A 21,225-nucleotide genomic window follows, 5' to 3' on the forward strand; every position below is an offset into this window, starting at 1 on the left:
TTTGCATGTGACTATTGACTAAATTGGTCACAAGAATAGAATGGGCACCCTATCCCGTCAGGAAGGGTTCCCATGCTTCGGCGCCAGCTCGTCCCCTATGCCCTTTGCCTCTTGCCGCTTTCCCTGGCGGCATGCGGCGACACACACACCTCCGACCCGCGCACGGAGGCGCCACTGGTCAGGATCGGCGCCGTCCAGGGCGGCGGCGCCGCGCCGCGCTCGTTCACCGGGGTCGTCGCCGCCCGGGTCCAGAGCGATCTGGCCTTTCGCGTGCCGGGCAAGGTGCTGGAGCGCCTCGTCGATACCGGGCAGAGCGTCAGGCGCGGCCAAGCGCTCATGCGCATGGACCCGATCGACCTGGGCCTGCAGGCGCGGGCGCAGCAGGAAACCGTAGCCGCCGCGCGCGCGCGCGCCGCGCAGACCGCCGACGATGAGGCGCGCTACCGCGGCCTGGTCGCCGAAGGGGCGGTTTCTGCGTCCGCCTACGATCAGATCAAGGCCTCGGCCGACGCGGCGCGGGCGCAACTCAAGGCGGCCGAGGCGCAAGCCGACGTCGCCAGGAACGCATCGAGCTATGCCGTCCTGCTTGCCGACGCCGATGGCGTGGTCGTGGAGACGCTGGCCGAGCCGGGGCAAGTGGTCGGCGCCGGGCAACCGGTGGTGCGCCTGGCGCGGGCCGGCCAGCGCGAAGCCATCGTGCAACTGCCCGAGACGCTGCGGCCGGCCGCGGGCTCGTCGGCCCAGGCCAGGCTGTACGGCGATCGCCAGGCCGCCATGCCGGCGACCTTGCGCCAGCTGTCCGATGCGGCCGACCGGGCCACCCGCACCTACGAGGCGAGGTACGTGCTCGAAGGCGCCTTGGCCCGGGCACCGCTGGGCGCCACCGTCACCGTCGAGATTCCGCCCGACACGGACTCCACCGCTTCGCTGCAGGTGCCGATCGGCGCCGTGTTCGATCCGGGCAAGGGCCCGGGCGTGTGGACCGTCGAGGGCAAGCCGGCAAAAGCCGTCTGGCGTTCCGTCCAGGTGCTCGGCCTGAGCGACGACGTGGCGCAGGTGAAGGGCAATCTCAAGATCGGCGACCAGGTGGTCTCGCTGGGCGCGCATCTGCTTCGCGAAGGCCAGATCGTCAGGCCGATCGGCCAGGGCCAGGCGCTGGCCGGCGGAGCGCGGCCATGAGCGAGGGGCGTTTCAACCTGTCGGCGCTCGCAGTACGCGAGCGTTCGATCACGCTGTTCCTGATCTTCCTGATCTCCGTCGCCGGCGTTCTGGCGTTCTTCCAGCTCGGCCGCGCGGAAGATCCTCCGTTCACGATCAAGCAGATGACGGTGGTCACCGCGTGGCCGGGCGCAACCGCGCAGGAGATGCAGGACCAGGTCGCCGAACCGCTGGAAAAGCGCATGCAGGAACTGCGCTGGTACGACCGCACGGAAACCTACACGCGCCCCGGCCTGGCGTTCACGATGATTTCCCTGCGCGACAGCACCCCGCCTGCGCAGGTCCAGGAAGAGTTCTATCAGGCCCGCAAGAAGCTCGGCGACGAGGCCAAGAAACTGCCGGCCGGGGTCATCGGCCCCATGGTCAACGACGAATATGCGGACGTGACCTTCGCGCTGTTCGCGCTCAAGGCCAAGGGCGAACCGCAGCGGCTGCTGGTGCGCGACGCCGAGGCGCTGCGCCAGCAACTGCTGCACGTTCCGGGCGTGAAGAAGGTCAACATCATCGGCGAGCAACCCGAGCGCATCTTCGTCGCGTTCTCCCACGACCGCCTGGCCACGCTGGGCGTCGCGCCGCAGGACATCTTCGCCGCGCTCAACGGCCAGAACGTGCTGACCCCCGCCGGCTCCATCGAGACCAGGGGGCCGCAGGTCTTCCTGCGCGTCGATGGCGCGTTCGACAGCCTGGAGAAGATCCGGCGCACGCCGATCGTCGCGCAGGGACGCACGCTGAAGCTGTCGGACGTGGCGACCGTGGAGCGCGGCTACGAGGATCCCGCCACCTTCCTGGTGCGCAACAACGGCGAACCGGCGCTGCTGCTGGGCGTGGTGATGCGCGACGACTGGAACGGCCTGGACCTGGGCAAGGCGCTGGAGGCGGAAGTCGCCAAGGTCAACGCGGGGCTGCCCCTGGGCATGACGCTGAGCAAGGTGACCGACCAGGCCGTCAACATCAGCTCGGCGGTCGACGAGTTCATGGTCAAGTTCTTCGTCGCCCTGCTCGTGGTGATGGTGGTGTGCTTCGTGAGCATGGGCTGGCGCGTCGGCATCGTGGTCGCGGCGGCGGTGCCGCTGACGCTGGCGGCGGTGTTCGTGGTCATGGCCGCGAGCGGCAAGAACTTCGACCGCATCACCCTCGGCTCGCTGATCCTGGCGCTGGGCCTGCTGGTGGACGACGCCATCATCGCCATCGAGATGATGGTGGTGAAGATGGAGGAAGGCTACAGCCGCGTCGCCGCCTCGGCCTATGCCTGGAGCCACACGGCGGCGCCCATGCTGTCCGGCACGCTGGTCACCGCCATCGGCTTCATGCCCAACGGATTCGCGCGCTCCACGGCCGGCGAGTACACCAGCAACATGTTCTGGATCGTCGGCATCGCCCTGATCGCGTCCTGGGTCGTCGCGGTGGCGTTCACCCCCTACCTCGGCGTGAAACTGCTGCCTGACATCAAGCAGGTCGAGGGCGGCCACGCGGCCATCTACGACACCCGCCACTACAACCGCTTCCGGCGGGTGCTCGGGCGCGTCATCGCGCGCAAATGGCTGGTCGCCGGCGCGGTGGTGGGGCTGTTCGCGCTGTCCATCGTCGGCATGGGGCTGGTCAACAAGCAGTTCTTCCCGACCTCCGACCGGCCGGAGGTGCTGGTCGAGGTGCAGATGCCCTACGGCACCTCGATCGCGCAGACCAGCGCGGCGACGGCGAAGGTCGAAGCCTGGCTGGCCAGGCAGAAGGAGGCGCGGATCGTGACCGCGTACATCGGCCAGGGCGCGCCACGCTTCTTCCTGGCGATGGCGCCCGAACTGCCCGATCCGTCGTTCGCCAAGATCGTGGTGCTCGCGGGCGACGACAAGCAGCGCGAAGCGCTCAAGTTCAGGCTGCGCCGGGCCGTGGCCGACGGCCTGGTGCCCGAGGCACAGGTGCGCGCCACCCAGATCGTGTTCGGCCCGCCGTCGCCGTTTCCGGTGGCCTACCGGGTCATGGGACCCGACCCGGACACGCTGCGCAGGATCGCAGACGACGTGGCCGGCGTCATGCATGCCAGCCCGATGATGCGCACGGTCAACACGGACTGGGGGCCGCGCGTCCCCACCCTGCGCTTCACCCTCGACCAGGACCGGCTCCAGGCGGTGGGCCTGACCTCCAGCTCGGTGGCGTCGCAGCTGCAGTTCCTGCTGAGCGGCGTGCCGCTGACCGAGGTGCGCGAGGACATCCGTTCGGTGCAGGTGCTGGGTCGCGCGGCCGGCGAGATCCGCTTCGATCCCGCGAAGATCGCCGGCTTCACCCTGGTCGGCGCGGCAGGACAGCGCATTCCGCTGTCGCAGGTCGGCAGCGTCGACGTGCGCATGGAGGATCCCATCCTGCGGCGCCGCGATCGCACGCCGACCATCACGGTCCGCGGCGACATCGCCGAAGGGCTGCAGCCGCCGGACGTTTCCACCGCCGTCATGGACCAGCTGCAGCCGATCATCGACACGCTTCCTTCCGGCTACCGGATCGAACAGGCGGGTTCGATCGAAGAATCCGGCAAGGCCACCAAGGCGATGCTGCCGCTGTTCCCGATCATGATCGCGCTCACCCTGCTCATCATCATCCTGCAGGTGCGTTCGATCGCGGCCATGGTCATGGTGTTCGCCACCAGTCCGCTCGGCCTGATCGGCGTCGCGCCGACGCTGCTCGTCTTCCAGCAGCCCTTCGGCATCAACGCCCTGGTCGGCCTGATCGCGCTGTCGGGCATCCTGATGCGCAACACGCTGATCCTGATCGGGCAGATCCACCACAACGAACAGGAAGGACTGAGCCCGTTCGATGCGGTCGTCGAAGCCACCGTGCAGCGGGCGCGGCCGGTGATCCTGACGGCGCTGGCCGCGATCCTGGCGTTCATCCCGCTGACCCATTCGGTGTTCTGGGGCACCCTCGCCTACACGCTGATCGGCGGCACCTTCGCCGGGACGATCCTGACCCTGGTGTTCCTGCCGGCCATGTATTCCATCTGGTTCCGGATCAGGCCGGAGCCGGCTCGCTGAGCGGGGGCCTGCCGATCTCCCGACAAGCAACTGCCGCGTCCACCTGCAACGTTGTCCCGGTGACCGGCATGCCGTGCGGCACCGGGTGCGCCGCCGCGGCGAGCTTCGTCGCGCGCGGCGGCCGCGCCTTCTGCAGCGCACGCCGCGTGTCGGCGCGCAACCGAGACCGGATGTATGTGCACATCGTCGAGAGGCGGCCCCTTGCCCGTCGCCTTGGCCAGCCGTGCGGCGGCGCCCGTCAACGCCATCGAACTCTCCTTCGCAATGTGGAAAGAAGGAGCGACGTCGATGGGAGCGGCACGGCTAGAACCGGCCAACCCGGCACCCGGATTCCAGTACGAATCGATGTACCGAAGAATGCGTGTGTGGGGGTGGCTTTCAGCGAACTTCGCTGGATGCTCCACAGGCACAGACCACTGTGGGATCAGGAAGCGAAGACTTCATGGGAAGTCCGAAAATCAAGCGTTGGAGCGGGAAACGAGACTCGAACTCGCGACCTCAACCTTGGCAAGGTTGCGCTCTACCAACTGAGCTATTCCCGCTTGAGGCCGCGAATTCTACCGGGAACCGGCAGGCTGTCAACCGTTGCCTTCGATTTTTTTCGCATTCTTGTCCGCCACCGCCGCGCGCTCGTCGGCGCGCAGGCTCGGCCAGGCCGCATGCAGGTATTGGATGCCGGACAGCAGAGTCAGGATCGAGGCGATCGCCAGCGTCCAGTCGCCAATATGGAAGATGAACAGCCCCATCCACACGCTCTCCGGCGGCGAGCCGTCGGGCATCACCGAATACAGCAGGCACAGCAGCGCGACCATCTGCGCGGTGGTCTTGACCTTGCCGATCATCGCCACCCGCACCTTGGCGCGCTGGCCGATCTCGGCCATCCACTCGCGCAGCGCCGACACCGCGATCTCGCGGCCCACGATCACCGCCGCCCAGAACGCCATCCACGGCGTCGGGTGGCCCTGCACGATCAGGAACAGCGCCACCGCGACCATCAGCTTGTCGGCCACCGGGTCCAGGAACGCGCCGAACGCCGAATACTGGTGGTAGCGCCGCGCCACCCAGCCGTCCAGCCAGTCGGTGAACGCGGCCAGGCCGAAGATCGCCGCCGAGGCGAAGTTCGTCCACGTGTAGGGAAGGTAGAACACCAGCACCAGCACCGGAATCATCACGATCCGCAGCAGCGTCAGCCAGGTGGGGATGGTCAACTTCATTGCGCTGCTCTACTCGCCTGCCGGATCGGGCACCGGCAGCCCGTGCAGGTTAGCGTAGATTCGTGCGGCCAGCGCGTCGTTGATGCCTTCCACGCGCGCGATCTCCGCTTCGCCGGCGGCCTTGAGCCCGGCCAGTCCGCCGAAATGCTTCAACAGGCTGGCGCGGCGGCGCGGACCGATGCCGGGGATGTCCTCCAGCTTGCTGGTCATGCGCGCCTTCTGCCGCCGCCCGCGGTGGCCGGTGATCGCGAAACGGTGCGCCTCGTCACGCACCTGCTGAATGAACTGCAGCGCCGGCGAGGCCGCGCCGGGACGCAGCTCGCGCCCGTCCGGCATCACCAGCGTCTCGTGGCCGGCGCGGCGCTCGGCGCCCTTGGCCACGCCGATCACCAGGATGCCCTCCACGCCCAGGTCGGCGAGCGCGGCGTTGGCCTGCGCCAGCTGGCCGGCGCCGCCGTCGATCAGCAGCACGTCGGGGAGCACCGCATCGCCCTTGCCCTCGCCCTCCGCCGCGCGGCGGAAGCGGCGCTCGATCGCCTGGCGCATCGCCGCGTAGTCGTCGCCCGGCTCGATGCCGCTGATGTTGTAGCGCCGGTACTGGCTGCGCACCGGGCCGCTGGCGTCGAACACCACGCACGAGGCCACGGTGGCCTCGCCCATGGTGTGGCTGATGTCGAAGCACTCCGCGCGCCTGACCGGCTCGGCCAGCCCCAGCATCTCGCGCAGCGCCTCGCTGCGCGCGTGCTGCGCGTTGCGGCTGGTCAGTTCGGTGGCCAGCGTGGCCTGCGCGTTGCGGCTGGCCAGCTCCAGGTAGCCGGCGCGCTCGCCGCGCACGTTCCAGCGCAGCTGCACCTTGCGCTCGGCGGCCGAACTCAGCGCCGCCTCGATCATCTCCGCGTCGGCGATCTCGCGGTCCAGCAGCACCTCGCGCGGCGGCGGCTGTTCGGCGTAGTACTGCGACACGAACGCGCCGAGCACCTCGGCGGCGCTGTCCTCGCCGTTGGTCTTGGGGAAGAACGCGCGGGTGCCGAGATTGCGGCCGTCGCGGAACGCCAGCAGCAGCACGCAGGCGTTGGCGCCCTGCATCGCGCAGGCGAGCACGTCCAGGTCGGCGGCGCGGCCGTCCACGTACTGCCGGCTCTGCATGCTGCGCAGCGAGCCGAGCAGGTCGCGCAGGCGCGCGGCGCGCTCGAATTCCAGCTGCTCGCTGGCGGCCTGCATCGCCTGCACCAGTTCGTCGCCGAGCTGGTCGCTGCGGCCGTCCAGGAACATCGTCGCGCGGCGCACCGACTCGGCGTATTCGTCGGCCTCCACCAGCGCCACGCACGGCGCGCTGCAACGGCCGATCTGGTATTGCAGGCACGGCCGCGAGCGGTTGCGGAACACGCTGTCCTCGCAGCTGCGCAGCTTGAACAGCTTGTGCATCAGGTTCAGCGTCTCGCGCACCGCGGTGACGCCCGGATACGGGCCGAAGTAGCGCCCGGGCAGCGCGCGCGGGCCACGGTGCAGCGCGATCCGCGGCCACTCCTCGCGGGTCAGCAGCACGTAGGGATAGCTCTTGTCGTCGCGCAGGGACACGTTGTAGCGCGGCGCCAGCGACTTGATCAGCTGGTTCTCCAGCAGCAGCGCCTCGCCTTCGCTGCGGGTCACGGTCACGTCCATGCGCGCGACCTGGGCCAGCATCGCCATGGTCCGCGCGTTCTTCGGCGAGGCGCTGAAATAGCTGGACACGCGCTTGCGCAGCGCGCCGGCCTTGCCGACGTAGAGCAAGGTGTCGTCGGCCGCGTACATGCGGTAGACGCCGGGCGCGGTACTGAGGTTGGCGGCGAAGGCCTTGCCGTCGAACGGGGGCAGTGCAGATGCGGTCATTCGCTGATCGGCACGTCGCTCAGTTCGCCGCTGGCGATGTCGTAGCGCAGCACGGCATGGGCATCGGTCTCGGCGATCCACACCGCGCCCGCGGTCACCGCCAGCCCGGCCGGGCCGTGCAGGCGCCGCGGCAAGGCCGTGGTCGACAGTTCGCCACCGCCAAGGCGCAGGCTGCGCAGGCTGCCGTTGCCGCTGTCGGCGATCCACAGCAGCGGCGCGTCCGGGCTCAGCGCGATCGCCTGCGGGAACTGCAGGCGCGCGCGGCTGCGCGGGCCGTCCTCGTTGCCGAAGTCCCACGGCCCCTGCCCGCCGAGCAGGGTCTGCACCAGGTCGCCGCGCAATTGCAGCGAGCGCACCGCCGACCCCAGCGCATCGCACACGTACAGCGCCTGCTGCACCGCGGCCAGGCTGCACGGCTGCGCGAACGCGGCCAGGTGGCCGCTGCCGTCGCGCAGCTCCAGCACGCCGGCGCCGGCGCGCCAGCGCAGGCTGCGGTTGCCGAGTTCGTAGCTCCAGATGCGGTTGTCGCCGGCCATTGCGATGTGCACCTGGTTGTCGGCCACCACCACGTCCTGCGGGTGGTTCAGCGGCGCCTGCTGCGCGTGCTGCACCGGCCCTTCGACCGGTTCGCCGGCACGGCCGTTGCCGCACAGGGTGTCGACCTGGCCGCTGAGCAGGTTGATCCGGCGCAGCGCGTGGTTGCCGGTGTCGGCGACGTACAGCACGCCGCGCTCCAGCGCCAACCCGCGCGGCCGGTGGAACGCCGCCTCGCCGATGCTGCCGTCGATGAAATCGGCGGTGCCCAGCCCGAACTGGCGCAGCACGCGGCCGCCGGTGGTGCATTCGAGAATGCGGTGGTGGCCGCTGTCGGCGATGTACAGGCGATCCTCGGCGACCGCCAGGCCGACCGGGAAGCGCAGGCTCAGGCGCGGCTCGGGCTGGGTCTCGCGCGGCTCGCGCAATTCCTCGTCCAAGGGCAGCGACTGCCCGGCGCACAATGCGTTGAGCGCCTTTTCCAGGTCGGCGCCGCCGGTCCCGACCAGGCGCTCGCGCTCGTAGCCGCCGGCATCGAGCAGCACCAGGGTCGGCCATGCCTGCACCTCGAAGCGCTGCCAGGCGGCCCAGTCGGCGTCGAGCAGGATCGGCGCCGACACGCCCTGGCTGCGCAGCAGCTTGAGCGCCCGCTGCGGTTCGCGCTCGCTGTCGAAACGCGGCACCTGCACCACGATCAGCTGCAGGCGCCCCGGATTGCGCGCCTGCCACTGCGCCAGTTCGCCGAGGCGCTGCGCGCACCACACCGAGGCGGCATTGACGAAGGCCAGCACCAGCGCCCGGCCCTGCTGCTCGCGCAGCGTGGTCGGCGCGGCGTTGAGCCAGGTGCCGGGCTGCGGCAGTTCCAGGGCGGCGATCGAGTTCATCGGCCGATTATGCCGGAGCCGCCGTCGGCGGACAGTCGCGCCACGCTGCCCGCGGCGGCGGCGTCCACCAGTTGCCAGACCTCCTCGAACTGCGCGCTGCCGCCGGTGTAGGGGTCGGGAATCTCGCGGCGCGCGTCCAGGCCGGCCCAGGGCAGCCACAGCGCCACCCGCTCCCGCGCCGCGGCCGGCGCGCGCTGGCGCACGTCGCGCAGGTTGGCCGCGTCGGCGCACAGGATCCAGTCGAACTCGGCGAAGTCGGCGGCCTGCAGCTGCCGCGCGCGCAGCCCGGCGATGTCCACGCCATGGCCGCGGGCACAGGCGATGGCGCGCCGGTCCGGCGGCTCGCCGCTGTGCCAGGCGCCGGTCCCGGCCGAGTCCACCTGCACCCGCGCGGCCAGCGGCGAGCGCTGCAGGTGATGGCGCAGCGCGCCTTCGCCCATCGGCGAGCGGCAGATGTTGCCCAGGCACACCACCAGCAGCTTCATGCCAGGCTCCGCAGGTGCGCCTCGGCGCGGGCCAGGTCCTCGGGCGTGTCCACCCCGGGCGGGAACGGCGCCGGCGACAGCGCCACCGCGATGCGGAAGCCGGCTTCCAGCACCCGCAGCTGCTCCAGCGCCTCCACCTGTTCCAGGCCTCCCGGCGGCATCGCCGCGAAACGGCGCAGGAAGCCGGCGCGGTAGGCGTAGATGCCGATGTGGCGCAGCCACGGACCCGGCGGCAGTTGCTCGCGCGAGGCGGCGAACGCATCGCGGTGCCAAGGGATCGGCGCGCGGCTGAAATACAGCGCATCGCCCTGCGCGCTGCGCACCAGCTTGACCACGTTCGGGTCGAACAGGCTCTCGGCCGATTCGACCGGCGTGCCCAGCGTCGCCATCTCCGCGCCGCTGGCGGCCAGCGCCTGCGCCACCGCCACGATCCCGGTGGCCGGCGCGAACGGCTCGTCGCCCTGCAGGTTGACCACCAGGGTGGCGTCGTCCCAGCCGGCGATGTCGGCGCATTCGGCCAGGCGATCGGTGCCGGAGGCGTGCGCCGCCGAGGTCAGCGCCACATGCACGCCGTCCAGGTCGGCCACCGCTGCGGCGATGCGCGGGTCGTCCGCGGCCACCCACACCTGCTGCGCGCCGGCGCCGAGCGCGCGCCGCGCCACGTGCCGTACCAGCGGCTCGCCGCCGAGCGCGCGCAGCGGCTTGCCGGGCAGTCGCGAGGCGGCGTAGCGCGCCGGGATGGCGACCACGAAGGGCGGCGGCGCGCTCATGCGGCGCTCGCGCGCAAGGCGGTAGCTGAACGCTGGAATTCACGAAACCGAAACATGCGTTGATCTTTCTCCGTCGTCTATTGAGAATAGTTCGTATTCGCTGCCGCGCTGGCGGGCGCGGTCATCCATCCGATGCCGCGCACTGCCGGCCGCGTGGCATTGCGCCTTCCCCACCATTCTATAGATCCCGCCCGATGAACCTTCCTGCCCGTTCCGCATGGTCTGCCGCAGCGCCGGCCCGCATTCCCGTCCGCCGCCAGGCGCTGTGCCTGGCGCTCGCCGCCCTGCTGGCGCCGCTGGCGGCCAGCGCCGCGGATGCGGATGCGACCACGGCCGATGCGGCCACGGCCGGCGACACCGCGCCGACGCTGCTGGACAAGCTGCAGGTGGTCGCGCAGCGCAGCGACGGCTATACCCCGCCGGCCAGCGCCACCGGCACCGGCCTGGTGTTGAGCCCGTTGCAGACGCCGCAGTCGGTGAGCACGATCGGCCGCGAGCAGATGGACGACTTCGGCCTGGACAGCGCCAACGCGGTGCTGGCGTTGGCCACCGGCGTCAACGTCGAGAAGATCGAGACCGACCGCACCTATTACAGCGCGCGCGGCTTCGACATCACCAATTTCCAGGTCGACGGGCTGGGCCTGCCATTCACCAACGGCGGCGCCGAGGGCGACCTGGACACGGCGATGTACGAGCGCGTGGAGGTGCTGCGCGGCGCCAACGGCCTGCTGTCCTCGACCGGCAACCCGTCGGCGACGGTCAACTTCGTGCGCAAGCGCCCGACCGAGGAACTGCAGGGCAGCGTCGGCGTCACCGCCGGCAGCTGGGACACGCGGCGCGTGGACGCCGACCTGTCCGGCAAACTCGACCGCAGCGGCCGCCTGCGCGGGCGCATCGTCGCCGCCGGCCAGGACGGCGACAGCTATCTGGACCGCTACTCGCTGAAGAAGCGCAGCGTCTACGGCATCGTCGAGGCCGACCTGAGCGACAGCACCTTGCTCAGCGTCGGCGCCAGCTACCAGAAGAACGAACCGCACGGCGGCATGTGGGGCGCCTTGCCGCTGTACTACAGCGACGGCAGCGCCACCGACTACGCGCGCTCGACCAGCACCTCGGCCGACTGGTCGTACTGGAACAGCACCGACAAGCGCGCGTTCGTGGAACTGCAGCAGGCGCTGGGCGGCGGCTGGCAGCTCAAGGCCGCGCTGAACTACCGCAAGCTGGAGTCGGACGGCAACCTGTTCTACGCCTACGGCACGCCCGGCCGCGCCACCGGGCTGGGGCTGTACTCCTATCCCTCGCGCTACCTCAGCCACGAGACGCAGAAGTACGCCGACCTCTACGCCAGCGGCCCGTTCGTCCTGGGCGGACGCGAACACGAACTGGTGGCGGGCGTGAAGTGGGCCGGCATCGACGTCTCGCAGGTCTCCACCTATCCGGATTCCAGCGACAGCAGCGCCTGGTTCGCGCTGCCCAGCCTGGAGAACTGGACCGGCGCCATCGCGCTGCCGGCGTTCACCACCGCGCCGACCGGCGCCGAGTTCGAGATGATCCGCCGCAGCGCCTACGCCACCGCGCACTGGAACCTGAGCGATGCGCTGAAGCTGATCACCGGCGTCAACCACACGCGGATCGAGAGCAGCGGCGCCAACTACGGCGTGCAGCACGTCTACGACGACAGCAAGACCACCCCGTTCGTCGGCGCGGTCTACAACTTCGATCCGGACTACGCGCTGTATGCCAGCTATGCGGAGATCTTCAATCCGCAGACCGAGCTGGACCGCAACCTGCAGGTGCTGGACCCGATCACCGGCAGCAATGCCGAACTGGGCATCAAGGGCCAGTGGCTGCAGCAACGGGTCAACGCCTCGTTCGCGCTGTTCCGCGCCAAGCAGGACAACACCGCCGAAGCCGACACCTACGTCGGCACGCTGCAGACCTACAAGCCGGTGGACGCCACCTCCACCGGCTACGAGGTCGACCTCGCCGGCCGGCTCGGCGAGCACTGGCAGCTCAACGCCGGCTACACCCAGCTGAGCATCAAGGACGACGCCGGCAACAACGTGCGCACCTACGTGCCGCGCCGCACCTTCAAGCTCGCCACCACCTACACGGTGCCGCGGTGGGAGGCGCTGAAACTGGGCGCGACGCTGACCTGGCAGGGCGACATCTACCGCGACCAGCAGGCGCTGGACACCAGCGGCAACGAGATCTTCACCCGCCAGGACAGCTATGCGCTGCTCGGGCTGATGGCGCACTACGACTTCACCCCGCAGTTCAGCGCCACGCTCAACGTCTACAACGTCACCGACCGCAAGTACATCAACAGCCTGTACTGGGCGCAGGGCTATTACGGTGCGCCGCGCAATACCTCGCTGTCGCTGAACTACAGGTTCTGAGGTGGCCTGGCCGGCGGACGTCGCGATGCGGCGATGTCCGCCTTGCCGAACGGCGATGGCGGCCGCCGCACGCAGCCAAGCGTTGGCGCTTCGGCGTCGGCGGCATGTTCGAGGTGGTCACAACGAGGCCGACCGCGGCATGGAAGCGACCAGCAAGCGTCGCTGCAGGCAGGACGTGCGATCTGAGCCTCGTATGGACCGCCGCGTCAGCGGCCTGCGCGTGGCAGCGATCGCGAAGGTGACGAGGATCCAGCTGCGTACACACCTGCAGATGGTCCGTTGCTGCGCGCGATCGGGGCCGCACATGCAGCGCATCGCGACACCGCGAGCTGCGGCCCCGGTCGAGATGCAATCGCGATCGGGCCGGGCGCAACCCGGACCGCCGCGGCCGTCGAGCTGGCCGCATGCAACAGGGCCTGGCCCCCTGCATCGCCACTCTCGGTCTTCGCTGGCTGCGCATGAGCGCAGCAATCACCGCTATTCGACGGCGTCGCCGCTGCGCCCGCGCAGCTTGTCCAGCCGGTCGAGCAGGCCGATCCAGAACGCGGCCGGCAACTCGGCCACCAGCGGCACGCTGAAGCACCAGTCGTTGACCAGCGCCGCGCACTTGACCGCGTCCTTCTCGGTCATCAGCACCGGCAACTCGCTGCCGAACGACAGGTCGGCGGCGCGGTAGCGGTGATGGTCGGGAAACGCGTGCGGCACCACGCCGATGCCGTGCGCGCGCAGCATGTCGAAGAACCGCTGCGGATGGGCGATGCCGGCGACGGCGTGCACGCGCTGCCCGGCGAAGCTGCGCAAGGGGCGCGCGCGGCCGCCCTGCAGCGGCTGCGCGCTGTCGATGCGCAGGCGCATCGCCCACTCGCCGAACCCGGCCTGGACCTCGCCGGCGTCGCTGGCCTGGCCCAGGTTGATGACCCGGAAATCGCATTCGCGGCCGCGCGCCACCGGCTCGCGCAACGGCCCGGCCGGCAGCAGGCGGCCGTTGCCGTAGCGGCGATGGCCGTCGACCACTTCGATCTCGATGTCGCGTTGCAGCCGGTAGTGCTGCAGGCCGTCGTCGCAGACCACGATGTCGCAGCCGGCCTGCAGCAGCGCACGCGCGGCGGCGACGCGGTCGCGGTCCACCCGCACCGGCGCGCCGGTCTTGTGCGCGATCAGCACCGGCTCGTCGCCGCCCAGCTCCGGCGTGGTGCCGGGCTCGATCCAGCGCGCCACCTGGTCCTGGCTGCGGCCGTAGCCGCGAGTGGCGACGCCGGGCTTCCAGCCCGCGTCCTGCAGCTGGCGCACCAGGGCGATGGTCAACGGGGTCTTGCCGGTGCCGCCGGCGGTGAGGTTGCCGACCACCACCACCGGCACCGCGATGCTGTGGCGCTTGCGCCAGCCGCGCCGGTACAGCGCGCGGCGCAGGCCGATCGCCGCCGCGTACAGCGGCGTCAGCAGCTGCGCGTACAGCGGCGGCGTGCCCTGGCCATACCAGTAGCCAGGCGTGTGTGGCCCGCGACCGCTCATCAGGGCTGCCTTTCGCGGAACTGCATGCTGTGCAGATGGGCGTACAGCCCGCCCTGGGCGAGCAGCGCGTGGTGGGTGCCGCGCTCGACGATGCGGCCGTGGTCCATCACCAGCACCTGGTCGGCGTGTTCGATGGTGGACAGGCGGTGCGCGATCACCAGGGTGGTGCGCTCGGGCATCAGCCGGTGCAGCGCGTCCTGCACCAGGCGCTCGGATTCGTTGTCCAGCGCGGCGGTGGCCTCGTCCAGGATCAGGATCGGCGCGTCGCGCAGGATCGCGCGGGCGATGGCCAGGCGCTGGCGCTGGCCGCCGGACAGCAGCGCGCCGTTCTCGCCCACCGGCGTGCGCAACTGCAGCGGCAGGCGCTCGATGAACTCCCAGGCGTTGGCCGCCTCGGCGGCGGCGCGGATCTGCGCGTCGCTGGCCTGCGTGCCGTAGGCGATGTTGGCGGCGATGGTGTCGTCGAACAGCATCACCCGCTGCCCGACCAGCGCGATCTGCCGGCGCAGGTCGTGCAGGCGGTAGTCGTGCAGCGGCACCCCGTCCAGGGTGATGCGGCCGCCGCTGGGTTCGTAGAAGCGCGGCACCAGCCGCACCAGGCTGGTCTTGCCGCTGCCGGAGCGGCCGACGATGGCGGTGACCGTGCCCGGCCCGGCGCTGAAACTGATGTCGTCCAGGGCCAGGCCGCTGTCCTGGCGGTAGCGCAGCATCACCTTGTCGAACGCCAGCTCGCCGCGCACGCGCTGTACCGACACGGTGCCGGTGTCGCGCTCCTCCGGCGTATCCAGGATCGAGAACAGCCGCTCGGCGGCGGCCACGCCGCGCGAGATCGAGGTCTGCACGCTGGTCAAGCGGCGCAGCGACGGGATGATCGCCATCATCGAGGTCATCAGCGCCATGAACTGGCCGGCGTTGAGGCGCCCGGCCAGCGCCTCGCGGGTGGCGACCCAGACGATCGCCGCCAGCGCCACCGCGGCCAGGAACTGGACCATGCTCGAGGCCAGCGCGCGGGTGGTCTCGACCTTCATGTTCAGGCCCAGCATGCGGTTGGCCAGCGCCGCGTAGTGGCTGATCTCCAGGGCCTGGGTACCGTGCACCTTCACTTCCTGCTGCGCGCCCAGCGACTGTTCGGCGCGCTGCGCCATCGAGCCCATGCCGTCCTGGATGCCGCGGCTGATCTTGCGGTAGCGCTTGCCGACGTAGGACACGATGACCCCGATCAGCGGCGCCACCACCAGCAACGCCAGGGTCACCTTGACGCTCATCTGCAGCATCACCACCAGCATGCCGATGATGGTCAGGGTGTCGGCCACCAGCGTCTTCAGCGCGTCGGAGGCGGCCTGGGTGACCTGCTCGGTATCGAAGTTGAGCCGGCTGACCATCACCGGCGTGGCCTCGACGTCGAAATGCGAGGACGGCAGGTGCAGGTACTTGGCCAGCACCTGCTCGCGCAGGTCGCGCACCACGCTGCGGCCGGTGCGCGCCATGCAGTAGTCGCCGACGAAGGTGGCGACGCTGCGCATCAGGAACAGGCCCAGGATCGCCATCGGCAGCAGCACCGCCATGCGCGGCTCGGGATTGACGAAGCCGCGGTTGACCAGCGGATCCATCAGCCGGGTGAAGAAATAGCCGGCGGTGGCCTCGATCACCATCGCCACCACTGCCGCGCTCAGCATCGCCCAGTAGGCGTGGGTATATCCGAGCAGCCGACGGTAGATCGGCCAGACCGGTGCCGACTTGGCGCTCACTGCTTGACTTCCGGCGCGGTGGCGATGGCGATGCGGCGGAAGCCGAGCTGGCCCAGCGCGTCCTGCGCGGTGACCACGGCCTGGTACGGGGTGCGCGCATCGGCGCGCAGCAGCACCGGCTGCTCGCGGTCGTCGCCGGCGACCTGGGCGATGCTGCGCTTGACCGACTCCACGTCGGTACGCAGCACTTCCTGGTCGTTGATGAAGTAGTGCCCGTCGGCGTTGACCAGCACGCTCAGCGCGCGCGGCGGCGCCGGATTGTGCTGGTCGCTGGCGTTGGGCAGCTGCAACTGCAGCGTGGAACGGGCGTCGAAGGTGGTGGTCACCACGAAGAAGATGATCAGGACCAGGATGACGTCGATCAGGGGCACCAGGTCGATATGCGGCTCGTCCTGGGCGCGGTCGTCGCGGATCCGCACCGGTCAACCCTTGGCCGGCGCAGCGGAACCGCTGCGCGAGGCCGGGCGTGGCGCGGCCGGGGTCGGCGCGCCGGCGCGGCCATGGCCGTCGAGGACGTCGCTCAGGGCGGTGGCTTCGCGCTCCATCTCGATGATGTAGCCGGCGATGCGGCCCTTGAAGTAGCGGTGGAACACCAGCGCCGGCACCGCGATGATCATGCCGGTGGCGGTGCACACCAGCGCCTTGCCGATACCGCCGGCGAGCTGGTTCACGTCGCCGACGCCGTGGTCGAGGATGCCCAGGAACATCTGGATCATGCCGACCACGGTGCCGAGCAGGCCGAGCAGCGGCCCGGCCGAGGCCACCGTGCCCAACGCGTTCAGGAACCGCTCCATGCGATGCACGACGTGGCGGCCGGTGTCCTCGATGCGTTCGCGGACGATCTCACGCGGCCGGTTGCGCACGTCCAGCCCGGCGGCGAGCAGCTCGCCCAGCGGCGAATTGCGCCGCAGCGACTCGATGTGGGTCGGGTCGAGCTTGCCGCGCGTGGCCCAGTTGCGCACTTCCTGGCCCAGCCCCGGCGGCAGCACTTCGTTACGGCGCAGGCTCCAGAACCGCTCCAGGACGATCGCCAGCGCGACCACGCCCAACAGCAGCAATGGCACCATCGGCCAGCCACCGGCCTTGACCAGTTCCCACACGTCGCAACCCTCCGGCACGTTCGGCCGTTCGTTCACTGGCCGATAGGATAGCAGCCGCCCGCACCCGCTCCGCGGCATCCCACAGCCGCGCCCGCCACGGCCGCCGTTCGCGCAGCTGCAGGCCGGCGCGGCCCAGCCACACGCGCAGCGCGCCGCCTTGCGGGGTGGTCGCGACCTCGGCGCCGGACGCCTGCCAGCGCGCGACCACCGCCGGCCGCGGATGGCCGAAGCGGTTGCCCTCGCCGGCCGAGATCAGGACCAGCCGCGCGCCGGTGGCGGCGACGAAGGCCGCCTGCGAGGAATGCGCGCTGCCGTGATGCGGCGCCAGCACCACCTCGGCGCGCAGGTCCTGCGGCGCCTGGCGCAGCAGGCGGCTCTCGACCACCTCGCCGATGTCGCCGGTCAGCAGCATCGCGCCATGCGCGCTTTCCACCCGCAGCACGCAGCTCGACTCGTTGTCCAGGTAGGGAAACCCGGGCGTGGGATGCAGGAAGCGGAAGCGCACCCCGTCCCACTCCCAGGCGGTGCCGGCCAGGCACGGCCGGTCCACCCGCACCGGGGCGCCGGCCGGCGCCGCGGCCAGGCCGACCGGCAGCGCCGCGCGCACCGCCTCGAAGCCGCCGGCATGGTCGTTGTCGCCATGGCTGATCACGGTCCGGTCCAGCCGCGCCACGCCGAGCGCGTGCAGCGCCGGCACCACCGCACGCTCGCCGGCGTCGTAGCCGTCCTCGATCGCCGGGCCGGCGTCGTACAACAGCTGGTGGCGCGCGGTGCGCACCAGCACCGACAGTCCCTGGCCGACGTCGATCATCACCAGTTCCACCTCGCCCGGCGCCGGCCGCTCCAGCGGCGGCCAGAACAGCGGCAGCCACAGCAGCGCCGCCAGCGGCTTGCCCGGCACTGCGCGCGGCAGCAGCAGCCAGAACGCACCGAGCAACGCCAGCGGCAGCGCCCAGTCGCGCGCCTCCGGCAACCACCACAGCGCGAAGCGGCTCTCGCCCAGCGCGGCGAACAGCGGCCAGGTCAGGTCGAAGCACGCCGCCGCGGCCCGCCATGCCCAGATCCCGGCGCCCGCGTGGACCGCATCCAGCGCGCTGCCGAGCAGCGCCAGCGGCACCACCACCAGGCTCCACCACGGGATCGCCAACAGGTTGGCGAACGGGCCGGCGGCCGAGGCCTGGCCGAACAACATCGTGCTCAGCGGCAACAGGCCCAGCGTGGCCACGCCCTGCGCCGACAGGAATTCGCGCAGCTTGCCGCGCCAGCCGCTGCCGGCGGCCGGCATGCACCAGGCCAGCCAGGCCACGCCGAGGAAGCTCAGCCAGAAGCCGGCCGACAGCACCGCCAGTGGATCGAAGGCGAGCATGACGATCGCCGCCAGCGCCAGCGCATCGACCACCCGCACCGGGCGCCGCCACAGCCGCGCGGCCACGACCACCGCGATCATCAGCGCGGTGCGCACGGTCGGCAGCGCCATGCCCGACAGCACGGTATAGCCGCCTGCGCCGAGCACCGCCAGCAGCGCGGCGGCCTGGCGCCGCGGCCAATGCCGTCCCAGCCGCGGCCACAGCCGCCACAGGCCGCCGCCGAGCAAGGCGAACGCGCCGGCGACCAGGCCGACATGGAAACCGGAGATGGCGATCAGGTGGGTCAGACCGGCGGCGCGCAGGATGCGCCAGTCGCGATCGTCGAGCGTGCGCGTGTCGCCGAGCGCCAGCGCCTGCACGTAGCGCGCCGACGCGTTCGGCACCGCCGCCGCGATGCGCGCCGACAGGCGCTCGCGCCAGGTATCGACGCCGCGCCCCGGCGCCAGTTCGGCGGCCCCGCCTGGCGCGGTCACGTAGCCGCTGGCGCTGATCCGCTGCGCCAGCGCATACGCCTCGGCGTCGAAGCCGCCAGGATTGCTGAGCCCGCGCGGCGCGCGCAGGCGCACGCTCAGGCGCCAGCGCGCGCCGGCATGCAGCGCCGTGCGCGGGCCTGGCGCATGCGCGCCGAAATCGTCGTACCAGGCCAGTTGCAGCAGGCGCCCGCGCAACGGCGCCGGCTGCGCGGCATCGGCGTCCACCCGGAACAGGAAGCGGGTGCGGCGTGGCTCGGCCTGCGGAAGCTCCACCACCTGCCCGCTCAGCGTCGCCACGCGCTTTTCCCAGTCGGCGGGCAATTGCCGCGCCAGCACCATGCCGGCGACCAGCCCCAGCCACCCGCAGCCCACGGCGAAGGCGCCCAACCAGCGCCAGCGCGGCATGCCAAGGTATAGCGCGCTGCCGCCGAGCAGCAACGCCAGCGACAGCGGCCAGGGCGCCAGCCGCGGCAGCCACAGCGTCGCCATCACGCCGGCGGCGAGGCTGGCGGCCACGGCGATGCCGAACGGTGCCACCGCAATGCCGTGCCATGGCGCCGACGTCGGCGCGGACGCCGGCACCACACGCTCATGGCCACTCGCAGAGGCGGGACACTGCTGCATACGATCGCCACTCCTTGGCGGGGACAAGACGCAGATGGACACGCGGCGGCCGGATGCGCGCCTGGCTGCAACCAGCGCGACGAAAACCGCAGCGCCAGCCTCGCGCACCGATCGAACGGCCGCTATCGGCCAAGCCCCGGGCAGCGGGTAGGAATTCGCCGCGGCTGCTGCGTCCATCGGCAGCTGGCCAGCATCCCCTGCGCGGCCACGACGCTGCGGACAAAGCGACGCACACCACTGCCGCAGTGAGGCAGGCCGGAACGCCCAGGGTGGCGACGAAGTGGCCGCACGAGGACCGTCGCGGCGCAATCGCGCAGGCGTGCAAGCATGCAAGCGTCGTTGACGCCACTCACCACACGCCCCATCGCCAGCCGCACGCAAACGCGGCCGACCTGGCAGGCGACGCATGCAGGCACGTCCCAAACCCGACACGATCGGCAACGCAGCACGCGCGGCCGCGCTGCGCTCAGACCAGCGCAGCGATCACGCCTGCGCTGTCGCCAACGCCTTGGCCGGCGTCCAGTTCCCATGCAGCGACATGCGCATCCGCAACGGCAGCTTGATCCGCGCCACCGGGCCAGCGGCCATGCGCAGCGCATCGAGCACCACCAGTTCCGTATTCCCGCCGTGCAGGTGGTTCAGCAACGCGATCACGTAGCCGTCGCCTTCGGGCGCGTCCTGCGTGCGCGGCACGAAGACCGGCTCCTGGAAGCACTGCGCATCGCCCGGGAACCAGGCCTCGCTGGTGCCGGCCACGACATCCACATGCGCCAGCTGGTTGAAGAACTGGAACGGCGGCGCGCCGAGCGTGGCGTCGAACGGCAGGGCCGGATCGAAGGCCAGCACGAAGCCATGCCGGTACGGCTTGCCGCTGTAGCGCCCGTCGCAGCGCGGGAACTCGCACGGAAACTCGGTCAGCGCCACCGGCTCGATCGCGCCGCCTGCGGCATCGAGGTCGAAGGTCCAGCGCATCAGCTGCGAGCGCAGCGTTTCCGGCGACGGCACCGAGCCGTCGGCCTGCGGGAAGAAGTAGAAGACGTTGCCCGAGGTCACCGGCATGTCCAGGTACAGCCGGTTTCCCTGCTCGTAGGCATTGAGGGTGTGGCCCTGGAAGCCGTCCCTCGGCCCGGTGAACCAGCGCACGTCCTCGGCGCCGCCGCCGCGCGGCAGCACGCCGAACAGCTGCGGCAGATCGGGCTGCCATTGGAAATGCTGGCCGCCCTGGCGCATCCGCTCCACGTCCACGGTCAACGGGATGATCGGGAACACCACGTGGTGCTCGGTGACTGCGAAGTCGTGGATCATCGCCGCGTACGGCGCCTTGAACCACACTTCCCGCTTGAGCTTGCCCGCGGCATCGAGCTCGAAATAGGCGATGTCCGGCGTGCCGTCGCCCTTGGCTTCGTAGGCGAAGCACAGCAGGTCGCCGTTGTCCGGATCGAGCTTGGGATGCGCGGTGAACGTGGCCGAGCGGATCTGCCCGCCGAAGTCCCACACCCCGCGGGTCTGCAGCGTGTGCGGATCCAGCGCATAGGGCAGCGCGTCCTCCTTCATCGCCAGCAGCACGCCGCCATGGAACAGCACGGTGGTATTGGCGGTGGTGTTGTCGGCGGCGGCCAGCGCATCGTTGGTGTGCACGTTGCGATAGACGCCGTTGAGCGAGCGCCCCTCGCGGCGCTGCGCCAGCAGGCGCTCGGTGTGCACGTAGCGGCGACGCAGGCTGACCCGGCCACGCTCGAAGCGGAACGCGCTGACCAGGCCGTCGCCGTTGAAGAAGATGTCCTTGCCCAGCATCGGCGGGTACTGGGAATCGGGCGAGACCTGGAAGAAGACGCCGTCGATCGCGGCCGGCACCTCGCCGTCGATCTCCAGGTCGAGCACATCGGCTTCGACGCGGCTCGGCGCGTACAGCCCGGTGAATTCGGGGATTTCCGGAAACAGCATGCTCATGGGTTTTGTCCTTTGCTCGGTAAGGCCTGGCGAGGTGCGCCGGCGGGAGTGCCGG

General features: G+C 70.7%; 14 protein-coding genes and 1 tRNA gene. 3 read left to right on the top strand and 12 right to left on the bottom strand.

Annotated features, from left to right (window positions below):
- Positions 1-72 precede the first annotated feature (72 nt).
- Together AB3X10_RS13650 and AB3X10_RS13655 are read left to right on the top strand one after the other, a co-directional pair.
- Positions 73-1,179 carry an efflux RND transporter periplasmic adaptor subunit gene (locus AB3X10_RS13650; protein ID WP_369975622.1) on the top strand — a complete coding sequence of 369 codons (1,107 nt, stop codon included), beginning with the start codon at positions 73-75 and terminating at the stop codon, positions 1,177-1,179.
- On the top strand, positions 1,176-4,241 hold the full coding sequence (locus tag AB3X10_RS13655) for an efflux RND transporter permease subunit (RefSeq protein WP_369975623.1): 3,066 nt from the start codon (positions 1,176-1,178) through the stop codon (positions 4,239-4,241). Before AB3X10_RS13650 ends, AB3X10_RS13655 begins: the two co-directional genes overlap by 4 nt.
- Positions 4,242-4,707: 466 nt before the next feature.
- Here the strand turns inward: AB3X10_RS13655 and AB3X10_RS13660 are convergent.
- The 6 genes from AB3X10_RS13660 to kdsB all read right to left on the bottom strand — a co-directional run bounded on the left by AB3X10_RS13660 (position 4,708) and on the right by kdsB (position 9,997).
- Positions 4,708-4,783: transfer RNA gene (locus tag AB3X10_RS13660), tRNA-Gly, on the bottom strand.
- Positions 4,784-4,819: 36 nt separating this feature from the next.
- Positions 4,820-5,455 carry a CDP-diacylglycerol--glycerol-3-phosphate 3-phosphatidyltransferase gene (gene pgsA, locus AB3X10_RS13665; RefSeq protein WP_003472804.1) on the bottom strand — a complete coding sequence of 212 codons (636 nt, stop codon included), beginning with the start codon at positions 5,453-5,455 and terminating at the stop codon, positions 4,820-4,822.
- 9 nt (positions 5,456-5,464) lie between these two features.
- Positions 5,465-7,324 carry an excinuclease ABC subunit UvrC gene (uvrC, locus tag AB3X10_RS13670; protein WP_369975625.1) on the bottom strand — a complete coding sequence of 620 codons (1,860 nt, stop codon included), beginning with the start codon at positions 7,322-7,324 and terminating at the stop codon, positions 5,465-5,467.
- The gene (locus AB3X10_RS13675) at positions 7,321-8,742 is read right to left on the bottom strand and encodes a hypothetical protein (RefSeq protein ID WP_369975626.1); all 1,422 of its coding nucleotides are present in this window, start codon (positions 8,740-8,742) and stop codon (positions 7,321-7,323) included. Before AB3X10_RS13675 ends, uvrC begins: the two co-directional genes overlap by 4 nt.
- Positions 8,739-9,227 carry a low molecular weight protein-tyrosine-phosphatase gene (locus tag AB3X10_RS13680; RefSeq protein WP_369975627.1) on the bottom strand — a complete coding sequence of 163 codons (489 nt, stop codon included), beginning with the start codon at positions 9,225-9,227 and terminating at the stop codon, positions 8,739-8,741. The genes AB3X10_RS13675 and AB3X10_RS13680 overlap by 4 nt, the downstream gene beginning before the upstream one ends.
- A complete protein-coding gene (gene kdsB / locus AB3X10_RS13685) occupies positions 9,224-9,997 on the bottom strand; it encodes a 3-deoxy-manno-octulosonate cytidylyltransferase (protein ID WP_369975629.1) in 774 nt (257 codons plus the stop codon). Before kdsB ends, AB3X10_RS13680 begins: the two co-directional genes overlap by 4 nt.
- Before the next feature lie 194 nt (positions 9,998-10,191).
- On the opposite strand from kdsB, the gene AB3X10_RS13690 reads away from it, so the two are divergent.
- On the top strand, positions 10,192-12,396 hold the full coding sequence (locus AB3X10_RS13690) for a TonB-dependent siderophore receptor (protein WP_369975631.1): 2,205 nt from the start codon (positions 10,192-10,194) through the stop codon (positions 12,394-12,396).
- Positions 12,397-12,873: 477 nt separating this feature from the next.
- Here the strand turns inward: AB3X10_RS13690 and lpxK are convergent, their stop codons facing one another.
- The 6 genes from lpxK to AB3X10_RS13720 form a co-directional block, all read right to left on the bottom strand.
- Positions 12,874-13,908, bottom strand: a complete 1,035-nt coding sequence (gene lpxK, locus AB3X10_RS13695) for a tetraacyldisaccharide 4'-kinase (RefSeq protein ID WP_369975633.1) — start codon at positions 13,906-13,908, stop codon at positions 12,874-12,876.
- A complete protein-coding gene (gene msbA / locus AB3X10_RS13700; RefSeq protein WP_369975635.1) occupies positions 13,908-15,656 on the bottom strand; it encodes a lipid A export permease/ATP-binding protein MsbA in 1,749 nt (582 codons plus the stop codon). Before msbA ends, lpxK begins: the two co-directional genes overlap by 1 nt.
- Positions 15,653-16,075, bottom strand: coding sequence for an ExbD/TolR family protein (locus AB3X10_RS13705; RefSeq protein WP_369975636.1), 423 nt, complete (start codon positions 16,073-16,075; stop codon positions 15,653-15,655). The genes msbA and AB3X10_RS13705 overlap by 4 nt, the downstream gene beginning before the upstream one ends.
- Positions 16,076-16,078: 3 nt before the next feature.
- On the bottom strand, positions 16,079-16,756 hold the full coding sequence (locus tag AB3X10_RS13710; RefSeq protein ID WP_369981825.1) for a MotA/TolQ/ExbB proton channel family protein: 678 nt from the start codon (positions 16,754-16,756) through the stop codon (positions 16,079-16,081).
- Positions 16,650-19,085 carry a DNA internalization-related competence protein ComEC/Rec2 gene (locus AB3X10_RS13715; protein WP_369981827.1) on the bottom strand — a complete coding sequence of 812 codons (2,436 nt, stop codon included), beginning with the start codon at positions 19,083-19,085 and terminating at the stop codon, positions 16,650-16,652. Before AB3X10_RS13715 ends, AB3X10_RS13710 begins: the two co-directional genes overlap by 107 nt.
- Before the next feature lie 618 nt (positions 19,086-19,703).
- Positions 19,704-21,170 (bottom strand): carotenoid oxygenase family protein, encoded by a 1,467-nt coding sequence (locus AB3X10_RS13720; protein ID WP_369975637.1) that lies wholly within the window; start codon positions 21,168-21,170, stop codon positions 19,704-19,706.
- Between the last annotated feature and the right edge of the window lie 55 nt (positions 21,171-21,225).

Origin of the sequence: Xanthomonas sp. DAR 80977, assembly GCF_041240605.1 — a bacterium.
In the GTDB taxonomy this organism is placed as follows: Bacteria; Pseudomonadota; Gammaproteobacteria; order Xanthomonadales; family Xanthomonadaceae; genus Xanthomonas_A; species Xanthomonas_A bundabergensis.

What these genes read in the sequence shown, in the direction of transcription:
- AB3X10_RS13650 (WP_369975622.1), top strand. Translation starts at nt 73, where the DNA reads ATGCTTCGGCGCCAGCTCGTCCCCTATGCCCTTTGCCTCTTGCCGCTT.
- AB3X10_RS13655 (WP_369975623.1), top strand. Translation starts at nt 1,176, where the DNA reads ATGAGCGAGGGGCGTTTCAACCTGTCGGCGCTCGCAGTACGCGAGCGT.
- pgsA (WP_003472804.1), bottom strand. Translation starts at nt 5,455, where the DNA reads ATGAAGTTGACCATCCCCACCTGGCTGACGCTGCTGCGGATCGTGATG.
- uvrC (WP_369975625.1), bottom strand. Translation starts at nt 7,324, where the DNA reads ATGACCGCATCTGCACTGCCCCCGTTCGACGGCAAGGCCTTCGCCGCC.
- AB3X10_RS13675 (WP_369975626.1), bottom strand. Translation starts at nt 8,742, where the DNA reads ATGAACTCGATCGCCGCCCTGGAACTGCCGCAGCCCGGCACCTGGCTC.
- AB3X10_RS13680 (WP_369975627.1), bottom strand. Translation starts at nt 9,227, where the DNA reads ATGAAGCTGCTGGTGGTGTGCCTGGGCAACATCTGCCGCTCGCCGATG.
- kdsB (WP_369975629.1), bottom strand. Translation starts at nt 9,997, where the DNA reads ATGAGCGCGCCGCCGCCCTTCGTGGTCGCCATCCCGGCGCGCTACGCC.
- AB3X10_RS13690 (WP_369975631.1), top strand. Translation starts at nt 10,192, where the DNA reads ATGAACCTTCCTGCCCGTTCCGCATGGTCTGCCGCAGCGCCGGCCCGC.
- lpxK (WP_369975633.1), bottom strand. Translation starts at nt 13,908, where the DNA reads ATGAGCGGTCGCGGGCCACACACGCCTGGCTACTGGTATGGCCAGGGC.
- AB3X10_RS13715 (WP_369981827.1), bottom strand. Translation starts at nt 19,085, where the DNA reads ATGGCGACGCTGTGGCTGCCGCGGCTGGCGCCCTGGCCGCTGTCGCTG.
- AB3X10_RS13720 (WP_369975637.1), bottom strand. Translation starts at nt 21,170, where the DNA reads ATGAGCATGCTGTTTCCGGAAATCCCCGAATTCACCGGGCTGTACGCG.